Annotated in this window: 19 protein-coding genes; 10 read left to right on the top strand and 9 right to left on the bottom strand. The window is 61.9% G+C overall.

What is annotated here, in order from left to right; genetic code table 11:
* Positions 1 to 13: 13 nt before the first annotated feature.
* On the bottom strand, positions 14 to 631 hold the full coding sequence (locus R8871_RS10410; protein ID WP_246287514.1) for a glutathione S-transferase family protein: 618 nt from the start codon (positions 629 to 631) through the stop codon (positions 14 to 16).
* 39 nt (positions 632 to 670) lie between these two features.
* Positions 671 to 1,438, bottom strand: coding sequence for an SDR family NAD(P)-dependent oxidoreductase (locus tag R8871_RS10405; RefSeq protein ID WP_175050359.1), 768 nt, complete (start codon positions 1,436 to 1,438; stop codon positions 671 to 673).
* A 207-nt stretch (positions 1,439 to 1,645) separates the two neighbouring features.
* Here R8871_RS10405 and R8871_RS10400 point away from each other — a divergent pair, with 207 nt between their 5' ends.
* A complete protein-coding gene (locus R8871_RS10400) occupies positions 1,646 to 2,578 on the top strand; it encodes a LysR family transcriptional regulator (RefSeq protein ID WP_175050358.1) in 933 nt (310 codons plus the stop codon).
* 35 nt (positions 2,579 to 2,613) lie between these two features.
* On the opposite strand, the gene R8871_RS10395 is transcribed toward R8871_RS10400, so the two are convergent.
* Positions 2,614 to 3,570, bottom strand: coding sequence for a LysR family transcriptional regulator (locus R8871_RS10395; RefSeq protein WP_175050357.1), 957 nt, complete (start codon positions 3,568 to 3,570; stop codon positions 2,614 to 2,616).
* A 131-nt stretch (positions 3,571 to 3,701) separates the two neighbouring features.
* Between R8871_RS10395 and R8871_RS10390 the strand changes: the two genes are divergently transcribed.
* Together R8871_RS10390 and R8871_RS10385 are read left to right on the top strand one after the other, a co-directional pair.
* Complete coding sequence (locus R8871_RS10390; protein ID WP_175050356.1) at positions 3,702 to 4,550, top strand: class I SAM-dependent methyltransferase; 849 nt, start codon at positions 3,702 to 3,704, stop codon at positions 4,548 to 4,550.
* Positions 4,551 to 4,561: 11 nt separating this feature from the next.
* Positions 4,562 to 5,083: a hypothetical protein gene (locus R8871_RS10385; protein ID WP_175050355.1), complete on the top strand. Its 522-nt coding sequence runs from the start codon at positions 4,562 to 4,564 to the stop codon at positions 5,081 to 5,083.
* A gap of 46 nt (positions 5,084 to 5,129) precedes the next feature.
* Here the strand turns inward: R8871_RS10385 and R8871_RS10380 are convergent, their stop codons facing one another.
* Entirely contained in the window at positions 5,130 to 5,903 is a 774-nt protein-coding gene (locus tag R8871_RS10380; protein ID WP_175050354.1) for an SDR family oxidoreductase, read from the bottom strand.
* A 139-nt stretch (positions 5,904 to 6,042) separates the two neighbouring features.
* Between R8871_RS10380 and R8871_RS10375 the strand changes: the two genes are divergently transcribed.
* Together R8871_RS10375 and R8871_RS10370 are read left to right on the top strand one after the other, a co-directional pair.
* A complete protein-coding gene (locus tag R8871_RS10375; protein ID WP_175050353.1) occupies positions 6,043 to 6,963 on the top strand; it encodes a LysR family transcriptional regulator in 921 nt (306 codons plus the stop codon).
* A gap of 232 nt (positions 6,964 to 7,195) precedes the next feature.
* Positions 7,196 to 7,759: a DinB family protein gene (locus R8871_RS10370; protein ID WP_175050352.1), complete on the top strand. Its 564-nt coding sequence runs from the start codon at positions 7,196 to 7,198 to the stop codon at positions 7,757 to 7,759.
* 18 nt (positions 7,760 to 7,777) lie between these two features.
* On the opposite strand, the gene R8871_RS10365 is transcribed toward R8871_RS10370, so the two are convergent.
* Positions 7,778 to 8,989 carry an ROK family transcriptional regulator gene (locus tag R8871_RS10365; RefSeq protein ID WP_175050351.1) on the bottom strand — a complete coding sequence of 404 codons (1,212 nt, stop codon included), beginning with the start codon at positions 8,987 to 8,989 and terminating at the stop codon, positions 7,778 to 7,780.
* Positions 8,990 to 9,193: 204 nt separating this feature from the next.
* On the opposite strand from R8871_RS10365, the gene R8871_RS10360 reads away from it, so the two are divergent.
* Together R8871_RS10360 and R8871_RS10355 are read left to right on the top strand one after the other, a co-directional pair.
* On the top strand, positions 9,194 to 10,666 hold the full coding sequence (locus R8871_RS10360; RefSeq protein ID WP_175050350.1) for an APC family permease: 1,473 nt from the start codon (positions 9,194 to 9,196) through the stop codon (positions 10,664 to 10,666).
* Positions 10,656 to 11,657: an ROK family protein gene (locus tag R8871_RS10355; protein WP_175050349.1), complete on the top strand. Its 1,002-nt coding sequence runs from the start codon at positions 10,656 to 10,658 to the stop codon at positions 11,655 to 11,657. The genes R8871_RS10360 and R8871_RS10355 overlap by 11 nt, the downstream gene beginning before the upstream one ends.
* A 51-nt stretch (positions 11,658 to 11,708) precedes the next feature.
* On the opposite strand, the gene R8871_RS10350 is transcribed toward R8871_RS10355, so the two are convergent.
* Positions 11,709 to 12,863, bottom strand: coding sequence for an FAD-dependent oxidoreductase (locus R8871_RS10350; protein ID WP_175050348.1), 1,155 nt, complete (start codon positions 12,861 to 12,863; stop codon positions 11,709 to 11,711).
* 146 nt (positions 12,864 to 13,009) lie between these two features.
* Between R8871_RS10350 and R8871_RS10345 the strand changes: the two genes are divergently transcribed.
* A complete protein-coding gene (locus R8871_RS10345; RefSeq protein WP_246287513.1) occupies positions 13,010 to 13,378 on the top strand; it encodes a MarR family winged helix-turn-helix transcriptional regulator in 369 nt (122 codons plus the stop codon).
* A 51-nt stretch (positions 13,379 to 13,429) separates the two neighbouring features.
* On the opposite strand, the gene R8871_RS10340 is transcribed toward R8871_RS10345, so the two are convergent.
* The 3 genes from R8871_RS10340 to R8871_RS10330 all read right to left on the bottom strand — a co-directional run bounded on the left by R8871_RS10340 (position 13,430) and on the right by R8871_RS10330 (position 16,815).
* Complete coding sequence (locus R8871_RS10340; RefSeq protein ID WP_407673133.1) at positions 13,430 to 14,704, bottom strand: MFS transporter; 1,275 nt, start codon at positions 14,702 to 14,704, stop codon at positions 13,430 to 13,432.
* Between the two features lie 196 nt (positions 14,705 to 14,900).
* Entirely contained in the window at positions 14,901 to 15,827 is a 927-nt protein-coding gene (locus R8871_RS10335) for a LysR family transcriptional regulator (RefSeq protein ID WP_175050346.1), read from the bottom strand.
* Between the two features lie 13 nt (positions 15,828 to 15,840).
* On the bottom strand, positions 15,841 to 16,815 hold the full coding sequence (locus R8871_RS10330; protein ID WP_175050345.1) for a LysR family transcriptional regulator: 975 nt from the start codon (positions 16,813 to 16,815) through the stop codon (positions 15,841 to 15,843).
* Between the two features lie 180 nt (positions 16,816 to 16,995).
* Between R8871_RS10330 and R8871_RS10325 the strand changes: the two genes are divergently transcribed.
* On the top strand, positions 16,996 to 17,199 hold the full coding sequence (locus R8871_RS10325; protein WP_175050344.1) for a tautomerase family protein: 204 nt from the start codon (positions 16,996 to 16,998) through the stop codon (positions 17,197 to 17,199).
* A gap of 29 nt (positions 17,200 to 17,228) precedes the next feature.
* Complete coding sequence (locus R8871_RS10320; protein ID WP_175050343.1) at positions 17,229 to 18,302, top strand: NAD(P)H-dependent flavin oxidoreductase; 1,074 nt, start codon at positions 17,229 to 17,231, stop codon at positions 18,300 to 18,302.
* Positions 18,303 to 18,310: the final 8 nt, after the last annotated feature.

Genomic DNA, 18,310 nt, shown 5'->3' with positions numbered 1-18,310 from the left:
GCGCGAGCAGTCCCTATCCCTTGAAAGGCAGCGTGCTGGAGAACGCGTCTATTTCCATCGCGCGCGCGGCCAATCGGGCAAGCTTGGGAAATGCAGCCGGATGCACGACGTCCGGCATAAAAGCCAATGATGCGGATTGCCAGGTAATCACGACCATCACATCGGCTTGAGACAGTGCGTCGCCCACCAGCCAGCCATTACCGGCCCTCGACTCGAGCATCTGAAATCCCGCCAGTGCCTGCTCGCGCAGCGATGCGACGATCGTGGCGATCTGATGCTCGGGCGGACGGATCGACTCGTCATACATGTCGCTGAGCTTTCCGTAGATTGCGGATGCGATGCCGATGAACTGCAAAGCGTCGCGTCGATTCAAGCCTGAGGGCGCGAGCAAGGCGCGTTCTGCTCCAACTTCTTCATGCAGATAGTCGATGATGGCTGCGCTGTCGTAGAGAATCGTGCCGTCGTCGAGTGCGAGCGCCGGTACCTTCACCATCGGGCTGTACGGACGGATAAGATCCTGCTGCTCATAGGCGTGATAGGGCAGATGCTCGAACGGTATGCCGAGCAGCTTTAGCGTGATGCCGACCCGGCGGGTATAGCCGGAAAACCATGGACCGATAAGTTTCATCATTGACTCTTTGAAATTGACAGTGTTGAGGTTCGCGATCGGTTAGAACGCTTCTTTGAAGGGGCGCAGATCGAGCTCGTGCGTCCACGCAGAACGGTGCTGCCGGTGAAGCGACCAGAATGCATCGGCGATAGCGTCGATATCGAGCAGTCCGTCGAGGCCCTTCCGTTCCACATGCTCAGTGAAGCGCGTATGCACCCGTTCTCCGTCGATGCCACCGTCGATCACGACATGGGCGACGTGCAGGCCGAGCGGGCCGAATTCGCGCGCCATGCTTTGAGCAAGCATGCGCAAGCCGGCCTTGCTCGACGCGAAGTGGGCAAAGTTTGGCAAGCCTCGCAGCGCGCCCGTCGCCCCGCTGAAAAGAATCGATCCCCGGCCGAGGGGCACAAAGCGCCGTGCGGCTTCGCGACCCACGAGAAAGCCGCCAAAACAGTTGAGCCGCCAGAACGATTCGAAGACGTCCGCTTCCATCGTTCGCAGATCCAGAGGCTGGTTGTTGCCCGCGTTGTAGGCAATGAGGTCGGCACTTCCGCCATGTTCGTCTGCCTGCATCGCGACGTCGAACAGGCGGATCACGTCCGCTTCGTTCGTCACGTCCATGACGACCGTGCTCGCCGAGCCACCTGCCTCGACAATGCTCTCGCGTACCCGTTCGATCTTCGCTTCGGTGCGCCCCGCGATGACGACATGACGACCCTCTGCAGCGAATCGGCGCGACAGGCCCGCACCGAGACCTTGCTCCGGTCCGACTCCGATAACCACCGCTTTCGGGCGGTCCGACGCATGCGTTTCTTTAACGATAGACATGGATATTTCCCTGTTCAGAATGAACTTCGGCGCGGCTGCGAAAGGAGGGTGATTGACCTGGTCCTTTCGAGGCGCCATTGAAGTTCGTGTGGCGATGGGTGAACGATACCGAGAACGCGCAGGTGGATAAATCGCTGCTACGATTCCACATTGTTTCTGCAGTGAAACAATCAGGCAGACTCGGACGGGACAGCGAGGAGTCAGACCGTGGACAAGTTTCACGCCATGCAGGCGTTCATTCGGGTGGTCGAGAGCGGCACCTTCACCAAGGCCGCGCAGGTGCTCGACTTACCGAAGACGGCCGTCAGCCGTCTGATCGCGTCGCTCGAAGTCGAACTGGGCACAAAGCTGCTTAACCGCACGACACGCAAGGTCTCGACGACAGCGGATGGCGCCGCGTACTACGAACGCGCGCTACAGTTGATGAGCGATCTCGCGGAGCTCGAGGGCACGATGTCGCGCGCGAAGACCAACCCGCGAGGACGCTTGCGCGTCGATCTGCCGGTGCCGCTAGGTCTGTCGGTGATACTTCCCGCGTTACCGGCGTTCGTCGAGCGGTATCCGGACATCGAAATCGAGTTCGGGATCAGCGATCGTCCGGTCGACCTCATTGCAGAGAACGTCGACTGCGTCGTGCGGGCGGGGGAAATCTTCGATCAATCGCTTGTTGCGCGGCAGATCGGCGCCGTCAGGCAAATCCTGTGTGCGACACCCGCGTACTGGGACAAGCACGGACGGCCTTCGCATCCTTCGGACCTCGAGCATGGTCACGTCGTTATCCGAACCATCGCCTCGCGAACCAATCGCCCCTTTCCGATCGTGGTGACGAAAGATCGTGAACGCGTGGAAATACACAATCGGCACGGGCTGACGGCCAACGACATCATGGCGTGTCTGACCATTGCGCTGGCGGGTCTCGGCGTCGTCCATGCATTGACGTTCTCCGCCACCACACACCTTGAAAGCGGCGCACTTGAAGCAGTTCTGAGCGACTGGGTGTCGGATCCCGTTCCCGTTTTTGTTGCCTATCAGCCCAATCGGCACCTGAGCGCGAAGGCTCGCGTGTTCATCGATTGGCTTACCGAACTGTTTGCGAACAACGAATCGACGGCCAAGGGCAAGCGCGTCGCAAAGACGTAATGGATGTCACGCGTTGAAGAGATGCGTCGCCGTCGCTACGTCGACTCTGGAAGGCCTGGAGCTGATATCACTTTGCTTTGGTCTGCCGCGCGGCTCTTCACATGATCAATGAAGGCGCGCAGCTTCGGCGTCATCTGCCGGCGGCCTGGATAGTAGAGAAACACGCCCGGTATCACCGGCGCGAACGGCCCCAGCACGTGCACCAGTTTTCCCGCTCGTAACCCTTCAGCCGCCATCGGTTCAGGTAGCTGGGCAAGACCCATACCTTCGACTGCCGCGCCCAGCATGGTGGAAAAATCGTTGGCGATGAAGGGGCCGGAGACGGCGATCTCGATCGCGTGGCCCTTGTCGTTGAAGGACCATAGCGCGATTGCGCCGCTGGATCGCCGCCACCGCAAGCATGCGTGTTGGCGCAGATCGTCCGTGTGCATGGGGCGGCTGCGCGCTGCGAAATACGCAGGGCTGCCCACGACGACGAGATGAAACGGTGGCGTCAAGGGTATGGCGACCATGTCGGCGTCGACGAACTGACCGAGCCGGATGCCGGCGTCGAACCCTTCCGCGGCAAGATCGATCAGCTCCTTGCTGGTGGCGATCTCCACTTCGACCTCGGGATAGGCCTGGCAGAAGGATGCAATGAGTGGTTCCAGCAGGATCGGCACCACCGCGCGCGGCACCGAAAGACGCAACAACCCGGTGGGCCGTTGACCAAGTCCGCGCGCAACCTCACTTGCGGCGACAAGCTCGTCGAAAGCGGGCTTTGCGTGCGAAAGAAACCGTTCGCCAGCGTCGGTCAGACCGACGCTGCGCGTGGTGCGGATGAAGAGCGCTGCGCCAATGCGCGCCTCAAGTACACGCACCGTCTGGCTGACGGCGGACGGTGTCACTCCGAGTTCCGCGGCTGCCCGGCGAAAACTGCGATGCTGGGCAACGCTCAGGAACACTTCCACGCCGTCGAGCGCGCCTTGTCTGACTGTGAAGTTCTGCTTCATAGCCCGTCAACATTGTGATGAATAGTCGCTCGCGAGAGGCCATGGTACACCTACGCCTGCAGATGAGGGCTCATGCGGATGTCGACTCGCAAGCCCTCAACAATTCGCTTAGACCGTGGAGGAACTCCGCAATGACTGATGCACTTGATGGCGTGCGAGATCACTATCGCGCGACCGGCCTGACCGAGCGGCTCAAGGTGGCGCTCACCGCCTTTGGGCCGGAAGATCAGCAGCTCACACCGCAGCAACTGGGCGCCCTCGACCAGTTTCACACACGTGGGCTTGCTGCCACCACCGAGCTTGCCAGATTGGCCGGGATTACCGCCGGCATGTCGGTGCTGGACGTCGGTTCGGGCATTGGCGGGCCGGCCCGTTTTCTGGCTGCAACCTATGGCTGCCGGGTGACGGGCATCGACCTCAGCGAACCGTTCGTGGATGCCGCGCGCTATCTCACCGGGCGCACAGGGCAGAGCGAACTGGTTTCGTTCCATACCGCAAGCGCGCTGGAACTTCCCTTTGAAGGCAGCGGTTTCGACGCCGTATTGCTGCAGCACGTGGCGATGAACATCGCCGAGCGCGCCCGTCTTTATCGTGAGATCGAACGCGTGCTGAAGCCAGGCGGAAGGTTTGCGACGTTCGACGTCGTCGCAAACGGCAGCGAACCGTACTACCCCGTTCCCTGGGCGCGAACGCCGGCAACAAGCTTTCTCCTCACAGCCGACGCAACGCGCGAAGCGATCGAGCAAGCAGGCTTCCGCACGCTGGCATGGCAAGACGACACCGAGGCCGCCAGGGCCTGGATCACCCAATCGCGTGCGTCAGGCCCGCCGCCTTCGCCAAACCTCGGCGTGGTGATGGGGCCGGACTTCGCAGAGCTTTTCGCCAACCTGGCGCGAAATCTCCTTGAAGGCCGCCTCGGCATTCTCACCGCAGTGTTCGAGACCGCATCCACGTCCTTCAACGCGCCCGACAACACCTGACTGGAGGCAACATGTCACCGGAACTTATCTTCCAAACGCAGCTTGTTCTGGGCTATGTCGCCTGGCTGCTTTGCTTTCGCGTATACATCTGGCCCAGGCTCAAGTCGATGGATTCGTTCGACGCGCAACGCGCCATCGCCACCTTGCACAGCTTCCGTTTCTTCGGGCTGGTTTTCATTCTGCCGGGCGTCGTCAGTCCCGATCTGCCTGCCGGCTTCGCCGCGTTCGCCGCATACGGCGACTTCGCAACGGGCGTTCTGGCGATGCTGGCGCTACTCGCAGCAGGAAGACGACCGATCTTCTGGTTGTTCGTCGTGGCCTTCAATCTTGTGGGAACGACCGACCTCATCGTCGACTACGTCCACGCTATCCAGGCCGATCTTCCTGCGCGTGCGGGAGAATTTGGCACTACGTACGCGATTCCGATCATCTACGTGCCTCTGCTGATGATCACGCACGTAGCCGCCTTCTATCTGCTGCTGCGCGCCCGGCCTAAGGCGGCGCTGAGCTATTGGTCGTTCCGTAAGTCATGAATTTGGTCGCTTACCTGGCCGCTTGCATGGCCGCTTATTTAGTCGCTCATTTGGTCGTATAGCCGCCGTTGATCAGAATGGTTTGCCCCGTAATCCACCACCCATCGCTGACCAGATGTCGGATGAAGGGCACCACATCCCCTGGATCGGTCAAGCCAGTGGTGGAGAACGGCGAAAGTGCGGCGGCGGTCTTGTGATAAGCCACCGCGTCCGCGCCTTCGGCCGGATAGAAGAACGGTGTGTCCATGGGGCCGGGGCCGATGGCTGTCACCGAGATGCCGCGTGCGCCAAATTCCTTGGCCGCCGCACGCGTGAAATGCTCGACCGGTGCCTTGGTGCCCGCATAAGCAGCGTAAAACGGCGTGAATGCACCAAGCAGCGATGTGACGAGCGTAACGATCTTGCCGTTGTCATTGACGTGCTTGCCGGCTTCCTTGAGGAAGAAGAACGCGGACTTTGAATTGACCGCCGTCATTTCATCGTACTCAGCCTCGGTGATGTCCACGAACGGCTTCTTCAACACCTTGCCTACCGTATTGATTGCGATATCGGGGCGGCCGACGGCGGCGACAACATCCGAGAACAGCTTCTCGATCGCGCCGGCTGAGGTCAGATCGGCCTGGAAAGCGACCGCCCTGGCGCCTGCCGCCTCGATCGCGGCAAGCGTCTCATCTGCCGCGGCCTTCGAGCTCGCGCTGTTGTAGTGGATCGCCACTGCCTTGGCGCCCTGTGCGGCGAGATCCCGCGCAATCAGTCCACCGAGATTTTTCGCGCCGCCCGCAATCACGACGGTTTTACCTTTGATGCTGTGGTTTGCCATGGTCCATCCCCAGTACCGAAGCCGCCGGATGCAGCCTCTCATCCTGCTGGATGATATATTCCAGGAAAATCATTTAAACCTGCTGTTTCTGACATCACTGGTCAGAAAAGTCGAACAGTGGAAAACTGGAAAAGGGACCGTGGACCGTATTGATCTGTTTCGGGTGTTCGCGCGCGTTGTCGAATGTGCGAATTTCACGCGCGCGGCGGACACGCTCGGCTTGCCTCGCTCGTCGGTGTCCGCGGCGATTCAGGAACTGGAAGGGCGGATCGGTGCCCGGCTGCTGCATCGGACAACGCGTAAGGTGGCGCCGACTCAGGACGGCGCCGCGCTCTATGAGCGCTGCCTGCGGCTGATCGCCGATGTCGAGGAGACCGAGAATCTGTTCCGTCACACATCGGTAGGACCGAGCGGCGTGCTGCGCGTCGACGTGCCGGGCCGCATCGGCCGTCTGATCATCGCACCCGCGCTGCCGGAATTCCTGGTTGTGTTTCCGAAAATCGATATCGAGCTCGGCCTGACCGATCGCGCGATCGACCTTGTCGAAGAGCGCGTCGATTGCGCGCTTCGTGTAGGCAAGCTGCACGATTCCGGCGCGATCGCGCGGCCTATCGGCAATCTGCCGTTGATCAATGTTGCGAGCCCGCTCTATTTGTCCCAGCGCGGCATGCCTCGCACGCCCGGCGATCTGGCGAGCCACCAGGTGGTCCACTATGCGTCGCCGTCGAGCGGCCGTATTGCGCCCTGGGAGTGGGTCGACGGCGAAACCGTGAGGACGTCGACAACGCAAGGCCGCGTGAGCGTCAACAGCGCCGAGGCGTATATCGCGTGCTGTCTTGCGGGACTCGGTTTGATCCAGATTCCTGCGTACGACGTGCAGCAGCATCTGCGCGCCGGCGAACTGATCGAGGTGATGCCCGAGTATCGGGCTGCGCCGATGCCGATGACCTTGCTCTATCCGCACCGGCAGCATTTATCGCGCAGAGTTCAGGTGTTCGCCGACTGGCTCGAGACATTGTTGAAAGGGCAACTCGTTGTCGATTCGCACGGAAGAAAATGAAGCGGCCGGCGCCTCGATAAACTTTTCAGCGACGCCTTGATAAAAGCCCTCAAGAAACGCAAATGTGAGTTTCCGCCGCAACTATTGCGTCTTCTGTGACACAGGAACGTGCCCGGCGTGACGTCCTCCTTATCGCGGCTTCAGCGTCGGAAATGCGAGTAGACACATAGGGTCCCCCCGGAAATAATGAAAAACCGGAATCGCACACTATTCGGATCAGGAGATTGACCCCATGAGTGCAACTGAACTACTGCTCAAGATGTTCCGCTATCAGGCGTGGGCCAATGTCGAATTACTGGACGCAATGAATGGATTGAGCGCTGAGCATCACACGGCCGAACGCCATCTTGCTACCCGGCTTATGAATCATTGTCTGGTAGTGAACAGGATCTTCGCAGCGCATCTCATTGGCGAACGTCATCACTTCGCGTCGGACAATACACCTGACACGCCAACGCTTACGGAACTGCGCGCCGGTCTCACTGCTGTGGATCACTGGTACCTTGATTATGTAGGGGCGGCCACACCGGCCATGCTGTCCGAATCGGTTCCCTTCGCGTTCACCGATGGCGACAACGGATATATGACGCGCGAAGAGATGCTGACCCACGTCGTGACCCATGGCGGTTATCACCGTGGCGAGGTAGGGCGGATTCTGGTTCAGGTTTCCAACGGATCAGAGCAGGGCATTAAATTGCCTTGGGACACCTACGCCGTGCATCTGCACACAACTGAGCCCTCACGCCGGCTTCGTGGCCAGGCGCTCTTGCCAGAGGCAGTTCACACCGGGCAATAACCGGCGAATACCGCCGTGCTACGAAGTCGCATACCCAAGGCGCTCAAAAGCCCTCAGGCGTCCCCGTTCGACGCCTAAAACAATTGCCCCGAGCAACACAGCATCCGTTCCTGTCGCCGAGACCGCGAACTCGGGCACGGGAATAGGCAGCCAGTCAGCAAGATGAGCCCGGATCGTCGGTAGAAGCAGGGCACCGCTTCGCCCAATGCCGCCGCCGAGCACCACCAGCTTCGGATCGAGGATCGGAATAATCGATGCAAGTCCCCAAGAAAGCTGTCGCGCTTCTTCCGCGACGCAGTCGAGTGCGCGCTGATCGCCTGCGTGGGCCGCCACGAACACGGCTTCCGCATTGGCCACGTCAAGGCCACGCCGCTGTGCGTGCGCAACGATTCCCTTCGCCGCGGCGGACACCTCGAACATGGGCCGATAGATTCCATCGGACTTCGAACCCACCACTGGGGCCGCGGGCAGCACCGCAATCTCACCGGCAAAACCATGAGCGCCGCGATGCAGCCTTCCATCGGCGATGATCCCCAGGCCGATACCCGTGCCAACCGACATAAACACAAAGTTGTCGACGCCACGCCCAAGGCCATGCTGCTGTTCGCCTAGCGTGGCCAGATTAATATCGTTTTCAACCATCAGTTCGGCATCGAGCGCGTCCCGTAGTGACGGGATCAACCCCGCACGCTCCAGATCCGGCAGGTTCGGCGCGAGACGGAGCCGGTCGCTTTCCGTATCCAGCACGCCTGGGGAGCCGAATACGGTTGCCAGAACCTCGCTGCGTGAGATGTGCTGTTCTTCGCGCATTGTGTCGACGAGATCGACGATTCGCGCCACCAGCCGTTCCACGCGGGCAGGGGTGCGCTTTTCGAGTCGCGCCACCACCGTTCCGGTCAGATCGGCAACCGCGCCGCGTATCCATTCGGCGCCGACGTCGATTGCGACCACGAAGCCCGCTCGCGCTCGCGGCGCGTAAAGACGCGGGGAGCGTCCTGCGCTGCCTCCGCGCACACCTGTCTGTTCGACGATGCCCAGGCGCTCGAGATTGCCGAGCGCGGCCGAGACCGTCACCTTGGACAGTCCGGTGCTCTCCGCAAGTTGCGGACTCGACGCAGGCGCCAGCGACAACAGATGCTGGTAGATGGCCCATTCGTTGCCCTGGCGGACGAACGCGGGACCACGGGTGACGGTGACTGTCGGCCGGCTGTTCTTTCTGTGCGCGTGCATGGGGCGTCTGGTTTCAGGATGGCCGATCCTATCAACGACTGTCCGGCTGGGCAAGCAACCGGCCGCCAATTCGGACCGAAAACGGGCCGAAAACTTTTTTGACCGGATTGCATTAGTAAAGAAAGTTTCCTATCATTCGCAAAAAAATGGATAAACCCCGAAGCATCCGGCTATCAACGCGGCGAGCGCCGCAAGGAGACACACATGAGCGATTCCGCCTGGCAGGAGCCGTCCTCTAACGCGCTGGCTGGCGCGGCCGAGCGGCCGGCGACCGAGGCACCGCATTTCCACCGTTCGGTCGGCCTGTTTTCGGCAACCGCGGTGAACATGATTCAGATCTGCGGGGTGGGTCCGTTCCTGACCATCCCGGCAATCGTGGCCGTGATGAATGGGCCGCTTGCCGTCATCGGCTGGATCTTTGGCGCGGTGCTGGCCATGGCGGACGGCCTCGTCTGGGCGGAACTCGGTGCGGCGATGCCCGGTGCAGGCGGCACATACCTCTACGTGCGCGAAGCCTTCCAGTACCGCACCGGCAAGCTGATGCCCTTTCTGTTCGTCTGGACTGCGATGCTGTCCATTCCGCTCATCATGAGCACGGGCATCATCGGTTTCGTTCAGTACCTGGGCTTTTTTCTACCGAATCTTTCGGGGTGGCAGACGCACGCGATCGGCGTCGGCGTGACCGCACTCGTCGTTCTCGCGCTTTATCGGCGCATCGAATCGATCCGTGCGTTGAGTACGGTGCTGTGGATCATCATGATGCTGGCGGTCGGGCTGACCATTGCCGCCGCTTATTCGAACTTCCACCTGAGCCTCGCCACGACGCTGCCGCCAGAAGCGAGCGATATCAGCAAGTTCTTCACGGGCCTCGGTGCGGGGCTGATCATCGCCATCTACGACTACGCCGGCTACAACACCACGGCATACATGGGTGACGAACTGAAGAATCCGGGACGCGTCATGCCTCGCTCGATCATCGTGTCGATCATCGCCATGATGTTTCTTTACCTCGCGTTGAATATCGGCGTGATCGGCACAGTGCCCTGGCAGGAGGTGGCCAAGTCGACCTCGGTCGCGTCGCTCGTCGTGTCGCGCAACTGGGGGCATACAGCGGCGGCGTTCGTCACCGTCCTGATTCTGATCGCGGCGTTTGCGTCGGTCTTTGCCGGACTGCTCGGCGGATCACGCGTGCCTTTTTATGCGGCCCGCGACGGTGTGTTTCTGGCCGCATTCGGCAAGCTGCATCCGAAGCACAATTTCCCCCACGTTGCGCTGCTTGTGATGGGTGTGGTCACGGCGGCCGGCACGTTTTTCGATCTGACTGCCGTGATCAATATGCTGGTGGCCGTCGCGGTGCTGCTGCAGTCGGTGGCGCAGATCGCGGCATTGACCGTGTTGCGTCGCCGTCAGCCGGAATTGCATCGCCCGTATCGCCAGTGGCTCTATCCGGTGCCGAGTCTCGTCGCGCTGGTTGGCTGGCTCTATGTTTTCTACGCGACCGACCGTCAGTCGCAATTGATGTCGACGGGTTGGCTCGTCCTTGGGCTGATCGCGTTCCTGATCTGGGCGCGTGTCGCGCGGCAATGGCCGTTTGGCCCCAAGCCTATCCGTGAGGTGTTTCTCGAACGCCAGATGGATAGCACTGCAACAGCAAATATCGAAGCGCATGCACGTTAAAGACACAGATGAAATCCAGCGCGCCGGTGCTGGTACGAATGGGTTCCTGCTGGCCATCGACATCGGCGGCACCAAGATCGCCATGGCGACCACGACGCCAGCGGGGCAGCGCCTTCACGAAGCCGAAATTCCGACTTTGGCGGAGCAGGGGGCTGAGATCGTCATGCGGCGCATGTTCGACGCGGCGAGGGCTTTGATGGCGAAGACGCTTGCCGGCATGGAGCGGCGGTTGCTGGCGGTGGCCGCGGTCACACCCGGCATCATCGAACCCGATGGCATCCGGCTAGCGCCGAACAATCCCGGTTGGGACCGGCTCGCGCTCTACGATGTGTTGCGCGCAGGCTTCGACGCCGAGTGCGTCGCCGTCGAAACCGACGTCAAAGCCGCGGCGCTGGCAGAAGCGCGCTGTGGCGCATTGGCCGGCGTCGATTGCGGCTTGTATCTGAACCTGGGAACCGGCCTGGCGGCGGCCGCGGTGATCGATGGAAGGGTGCTGCGTGGTGCGAACGGCGCCGCCGGTGAGATCGGCTATCAATTGCGGGGTGTTCCGGACGAAGCCCTGTTCGCGGATGGCGGCGCGTCGCTGGAAAACTTCGTGTCGGGTCGCGCGATCGGCGACCGCGTGAGCGCGTTGCTGGGACGAACCGTCAGTACGCACGAAGCTTTCGCGTTGCGTGATTCAGTGCCTCAGGTGGCGGTGCTGATCAAGGACGCGTTCGAAGGTCTCGCCAGGCACGTCGCGAATCTGACGCTGATGCTGGATCCGTCGAGGATCGTGATCGGCGGAGGCATGGCGCGTATTCCAGGCATTACTGATGGAATTCGTTCGCTGTTGGCGCGAGCCGTGCCCTATCCGCCGGAAGTGGCAATTGCAGCGTTCGGTCATGGTGCCGCATTACAGGGCGCGATTGTGGCGGCGAGCGACGCGTGGGCATTGCGCCGGTCGCCACCTGGACATTCGCCGTTGCGGGAAGTCGTGCCCGCTCTGTAGCCGTCAATACGCCGGAGCGGTGGCCAACGTCGCCCCAGCCCGGCGTCTTCTTCAACCCGCGGATTCGAGATGTGCCGCTGAATGCGATCGATACATCTCCAGCGTCAGCGCTTCGCCGTCGTGCGACAGTTGCGTAGCCGCAGCGTCCGCCGCGCCTTGAGCAGATTCGACCGTCCGCGCAAACATCTGCGTTTCGAACTCGATCACCGCCTCTGCCCAGTTTTCGCGTTCGATAAGCAGCCGAGCCAGTTCAGCGGCGTCCAGCATCGCATTGTTTACGCCGTCGCCGCCGAACGGCGACATGACGTGCGCGGCATCGCCGAGCAACGTCAACCCGGCACGGTTGGTCCAGCAATGACCGACCGGGAGTGCATAAATCGGTCGCACCGCGAAATGTTCGTTGCTGGCAGCGAATAGCCTGACGATATCTTCAGCAAAACCATCGAACTCCCGGTTGAGGGCTTCACGCATTGTGTCGGGCCTACTCAAGTCGAAGTGCTTGCCAATCCAGTCGGTTGGGACGCGGAAGATGGCGTAGCCGCGGATATGCGCATGACCGTTGCGTTGAGCAATGATTGCCTTGCCGTCGGCTTCAACGGACATTTTGCCGCGACCGACCAACGTCGACAGGGCAGGGTGGAGGCGGTCGACGTCGTCTATCCCGAACTCGATAAAGGTTAGACCGCTATATTGCGGCTTGTAAGGAGAAAGGATCGGTCTGATCCGTGACCATGTGCCATCCGCGCCCACAACCAGATCGAAGGGGCCTTCCACACCGTGGTCGAAGCTCAGATGCCAGGTGCCGTCACCCTGATCGAGCACTTCTCGCACCGTACAGCCCCAGCGCACGCTATCGTCCGGCAACGCCGAGATCAGGGTGGCACGGAGTGCCGTACGGTCGACTTCCGGGCGATCACCGCCTTCGCCGCTCTCCTCGAACAGCACCTTGCCGGTCTTGTTTAACAGGCGAGTGCCCTGGTCTTCGTAACGCGCAATCGCTTCAAATTCCGGCAACAGTCCTGCCCGTTCGAGCGCCAGAAGCCCTGATTCCTCGTGAAGATCGAGCGTGCCGCCTTGCGGACGCTCATGCGGATCGGCGTCACGCTCGAAAACCGTGCTTTGAAAACCGGCGACATGGAGAATGCGGGCGAGCGTCAGACCGGCGGGGCCACCGCCGACTATCGCGATACGAGGAATTTTGGTCACTGGGTACGATCTGACATATATAATAGGTACCTATATATAAACATAGGCTCCTATCTAAAGTCAACATGACCGGGAAAAGCTTGAACAATCCGCTAAAACTCATCGGCCGCGCCAATCGCGCATTTGCGCGGGTCGTCGAGGGACCGTTGCGCGAGCTCGGCTTTGCGATGAGCCAGGTGCCGGTGCTGGTGACGCTGAAGAAAGCAGGCGCGCTGTCTCAGGCCGAATTGGCCCGTCTCGTTGAGGTCGAGCAGTCCAGCATGGCGCAGTTGCTCAACCGCATGGAACGCGATGGGTTGGTCGAGCGTGTTGCCGATCCGGCTGACCGGCGCAGCCGCTTGATTTCTTTGACGGACACCGCCGCCCGGCAACTACCTTCGGGAAAATCCGTCATGGAAGCGGTGAGTCGTCAGGCGCTGGCCGGCTTCAGCGCCGAAGAGAAGCAGCAACTGGCTTCGTTGTTGCTGCGGGTGAATGAAAACCTGGACGCTGCGTTGCCCAGGGCTGATGGCTAGACATCAGCGGTTACATGGCTCGCTCGTTGAGGTGGTGCGAGTCAGTTGCCGTCACGCGTGCATCGGCCGATTCCGCACGGCTTGACCGAGCACAGCACAGGCAATCAACAGCGAACCCGTGACAAAGAACACAGCGTGCAGACCGAGATGGACGCCGATCACGCCACCGATCAGCGGCCCGACAACCTGGCCGGCGAATTGCGCCGACTGCAGATACCCGAGCATCGTTCCCGACTGACTTTCAGTGGCCGTGTGCCGGACCAGTTTCGCGATCGACGGCAGCAGACCGGCCAGCGTCATGCCCATCAACCCGCGCAGGGCCGCCAGTTGCCACCAGTGCGTGACGAATGCTTGCGGCACCATCACGAGCCCGGTCAATACGAGGCAACCGATGATCACGTTCCAGCTGCCGATCCGATCCGCCAGCGCGCCAAGCCGCGCCGCGGTCAGCATGCTGCCGAACGCCGAACATGCCATCACGATGCCGGCGGTGCGGGCCAGATGGTCGGTCGGCACATTGAGGTGCGAGATATAGACGGTGATGATCGGCTCGATCGACATGTTGGCGAGCAGCACCATCATCGCGGTGAGCAGCAGCGTGATCATCACCGTGCGGTTGGCCAGCTTCGGCGCCGTGGCGTGGGTCGAGGCGCGCGCTTTGGTGTCGGAGTCCGGGTGAAAATCTTCGCGCACGAACAGGATCGTCAGCAGTGCGGCCACGGCGATCATCGCGCCGCCGGCAAAGAACGTGCTGCGAATGCTGATCAACGAGGGCAGCACGCCACCCACCAGCGGACCCACGAGACTGCCGGCCAGCGACCCGGTCGACAGGATGCCGAGTGCCCACCCCGCACGTTCACGCGGCGCCTGGGTGCCGATCATCACAATCGACGCCGACGCATAGCCACCGATCAAACCGGCCAGCAGCCGCAATATCACCAGTTCGGTCACGTTGTGCGCCATGCCGATCAGGGACATCACAATCGCCATGCCGACCGCGGCCCTCACGAGCATCGGCTTGCGTCCGTAACGATCGGCAAGACGTCCCCAGAGCGGCGCCGTGACGGCCGTACCGAGAAAGGTCGCGCCGAACGCCACGCCTGACCACTGCACGATCGCGGCCTGCGAAGTCACGCCGAGTTGCTGCACGTAAAGCGGCAGAAACGGCAGCAGCATGCTCAAACTGACGAGGGTGGTAAACGAGCCGAACACGCAAATGAACAGGTTGCGACGCCAGTAGAGTGTGTTTCGCGCCGCGTAGCTGGTGGCGTTGTTCGTCAACCCCATCCCGACCTGACCGGCCGCGGCGTTAGCTGGCTGATTCATAACGCCCCCCGTGATCCGGCGCGCAATCGCGCACCGGCGATGAGCACCACGTTCTGTCCCGAGTCCATTGTCTGCTCCATGCGTTTGGCGTTGCAGCCAGGTTTGGCCGCAGCTGTTACCCATGGCGAACAGTTTACGAACAAACGCGCGGCGAGAGAATCGCCGCCGCGCGGCAGTTATTCTTCCGCGCGGCGGTTTAATCGGCGTCGGTGATCGCTTTGAGCGCGCTGAAATGGGCGCGTAGACGGGGTAGCGCGAAGTCGACGAAAGCCCGGACTTTCGGCACCGCTAGACGGCCTTGCGGCGTAAGCAGATGAACGGGGAGCGGCGCCTGCTCGTAGCCGGTCAGGACGATCTTCAACGAAGCGTCGCGGACCTGTTCGGCCACGTGATACGAAAATAGCCGCGTGACGCCGTGCCCGTCGACGGCGGAGGCCACCGCGCCCTGCACGCTGTTGACGATCAACCGTGGCGTGAAGTGCACCGTTTGCGGCGCAGCGGAATTGTTCGACGACGGAAAGCTCCACGAATCGACGCCGAAATGCGTCATCGAAATAATCCGGTGCTGGGCGAGATCGCCAGGTTCCTTGAGGCGCGGATGGTTGGCGAGATAGCGCGGCGCGGCAACCACCACGCGGCGTACTTCGCCGACCGGCATCGCGATCAGCGTCGAATCGGCCAGGTGGGCAATGCGCAGCGCGACGTCGATTCCTTCGTCGATCAGATTGGCGGGGCGGTCGAGCAGGTAGAGGCGCGCGGTGACTTCCGGATACTGGTCCACAAACTCGTCGAGCAGCGGACGCAGGAAGTCCTGACCGGCGGCCACGGGCGCGGTCAGCGTCAGCGTGCCGCGCGGCGCCGCGCGTTCGCCGGCAATCATCAGATCGGCTTCTTCGAGGTCGGTCAGGATTCGCCGGCACGAGGCGGCGTAACGCTCGCCGGCTTCGCTCAGCTTGATCGTGCGCGTGGTGCGATGCAGTAGCGCCATGCCGACATGCGCCTCGAGAAACGCAATGGCCCGGCTCACGGCGGCGGGCGAGCGGCCGAGGCGCCGGCCTGCTGCGGCAAGGCTGCCCTCGTCGAGGGCGCAAACGAATACCTTCATCGCGTCGATTCGATCCATCGCCGGTCAGCCTTCAGGGAAGGGACGAAGTGGCGTCGTCGCGCCGCGCGGAACCGAGCGTCTCGACAAGAAAATCGACGAAGCTCCGCACCCGCAATGACACATGGCGCTTGTGGGGATAGAGCAGCACGAACGGCCGCGAGGCGCCGCCGAACGCCGGCAACATTTCCACCAGACCGCCAGTTGCGAGGTCCCGCTCAACCACGAAACGATACGTCTGGAACAGTCCCGCGCCGCTGCGCGCCAGGGTTACGCCGCCGAGCACGTCGCCCGCGCTCGAATAACCGCCCTCGGTGAAATACTCCTGCACCTGCTCGCCGCTTTTGAAGAGCCACGGAATCTTGCGGCCACTGCTCGGCAGGTCGAACTGGATGCAATCGTGGTGCGTGAGATCGTCGATCGATCTGGGCATTCCGGCGCGTGACAGATACGCGGGACTGGCCACCACGACCAGTTCCGCGTCTTCGAGCTTGCGGGCAATCAGATTCGATTCGCCCGGTGCGCTGCCGCGAATCGCCAGATCGAAGCCTTCCTCAGCGAAGTCGATGTTGCGATTGCTGATGTGCACGTCGACCCGGACCTGTGGATGTTGTTCGCGGAAGGCCGGCAGGATGGGCAGTACGCGATAGTGCGCGTAGGGCGTCGGCATGCTGATGCGCAACACGCCGGCGGCGGCAGATTGTTGGCCGGTCGCTTCGCGCTCGGCGTCGAGGAGTTGTCCGAGCGCTTCGCGGCAACGCTCGTAGTACGTCCTGCCCGCATCGGTCAGCCGGATACGGCGCGTGGTTCTGACGAAGAGCCGCACCTCCAGGCGCTCCTCGAGCCGCGACACCGAGCGGCTCACCGCCGCAGGCGTGACGCCGGCTGCGGTGGCGGCGTCCGTAAAGCTCTCCAGTTCCGCCGCGAGACAGAACAATTCGATGCTGCCGAGCATCAAGTCGTCGAATTGACGCTTACTGGTTCGTTCGACAATCCGCGGGCTATTCATTACCTGGCGTATCAAATGAATTTAACATGAGCGTATTTATCGACGCGAGTGGCATAAGTATAGTGAGTTACGTGGGAGCCGGACAGAGCGCGGAACGCTCAGGCGCTTGTGGATGGTGGAACGGCGGCCGGCCGCCGGTAGTACCCCCGTCGAACCCGGGGCAACTGAAAGGAGGGCATCATGCCGTACATCAAGATTGAGGTGACGCGCGAAGGCGTCACGCGCGAGCAGAAAGCCGAGTTGATCAAGGGCGCCACCGATCTCATGGTGCGCGTGTTGCACAAGGACCCTGCAGCCACCTTTGTCGTGATCGAGGAAGTCGATACGGACAATTGGGGCTGGGGCGGCGAATCGATCACAAACATACGCGCACGGCAACGCTGAGCGCATCGAGATTTCAAGGGGCTGAGGACATGAAGGACTCTCCGAATCTGCTCGCCCGGTTGGGCGTTGCCTTGCCGATCATTCAGGCACCGATGGCGGGCGTGGGCACGCCGGCGCTAGTGGCGGCGGTATCGAATGCGGGCGCGCTGGGCTCGCTCGGTGTCGGTGCGATGAACGCGCAGAGCGCGCGTGCGGCGATCCACGAAATTCGTGCGCTGAGCAGCAAGCCGTTTAACGTCAATGTGTTTACCCACGCGGCAGCCGTTGCCGATCCCGTTCGGGAGGCGCGTTGGCTCGAGTATCTGGCGCCGCACTTCGCACGTTTCGGTGCGAAACCGCCGGCGGCGCTGCGCGAGATCTACACGAGTTTTGTCGAAGACGACGCGATGTTCGAGATGTTGCTCGACGAGCGTCCGGCAATGGTCAGCTTTCACTTCGGCTTGCCGTCGGCCGCGAAAATCGCGGCGTTGCGCGAAGCCGGGATCATGCTGGTGGCGAGTGCCACTAACCTCGATGAAGCCGCTCAGATCCAGGCGGCCGGGCTGGACGGCATCGTCGCGCAGGGTGCCGAGGCCGGCGGCCATCGGGGTAATTTCGACCCCTCGGCACCGGACGAATTGCTCGGAACGATGGCGCTCGTGCGGTTGATTGTGCGCGAGATTTCGCTCCCGGTGATTGCGGCCGGCGGCATCATGGACGGCGCGGGCATTGCGGCTGCGTTGGCGTTGGGCGCCCAGGCGGCGCAACTCGGCACTGCCTTCGTGGCGTCGCCCGAATCGGCTGCGGATGCTGCGTATCGCGCCGCACTGCTGAGTCCCGAGAGCCGCACGACGTTCATTAGCGCGATTTCCGGCAGGGCGGCGCGCGGCATCGAGAACCGGTTCAGTGAGTTGGGCGATGACCCGGCGCGCCCCGCGTTGCCTGACTATCCGATTGTTTATGACGCCGGCAAGGCTTTGAATGCGGCCGCGAAAGCGCAGGGAAGCGCTGAGTATGCGGCGCAATGGGCCGGACAGGCCGTGCGGCTTTCGCGGGCGATGCCGGCGGCGGAACTGGTTGAGACGCTAGTTCGCGAGACGCGTGAAGCGCAAATGAATGGGTGACGCCGCGG

The sequence above is a fragment of the Paraburkholderia sediminicola genome (genome assembly GCF_902859805.1).
Taxonomy (GTDB): Bacteria; Pseudomonadota; Gammaproteobacteria; order Burkholderiales; family Burkholderiaceae; genus Paraburkholderia; species Paraburkholderia sediminicola.
The sequence above is the reverse complement of the archived record's forward strand: the minus strand, read 5'-3'. Positions and strand labels throughout refer to the sequence as shown.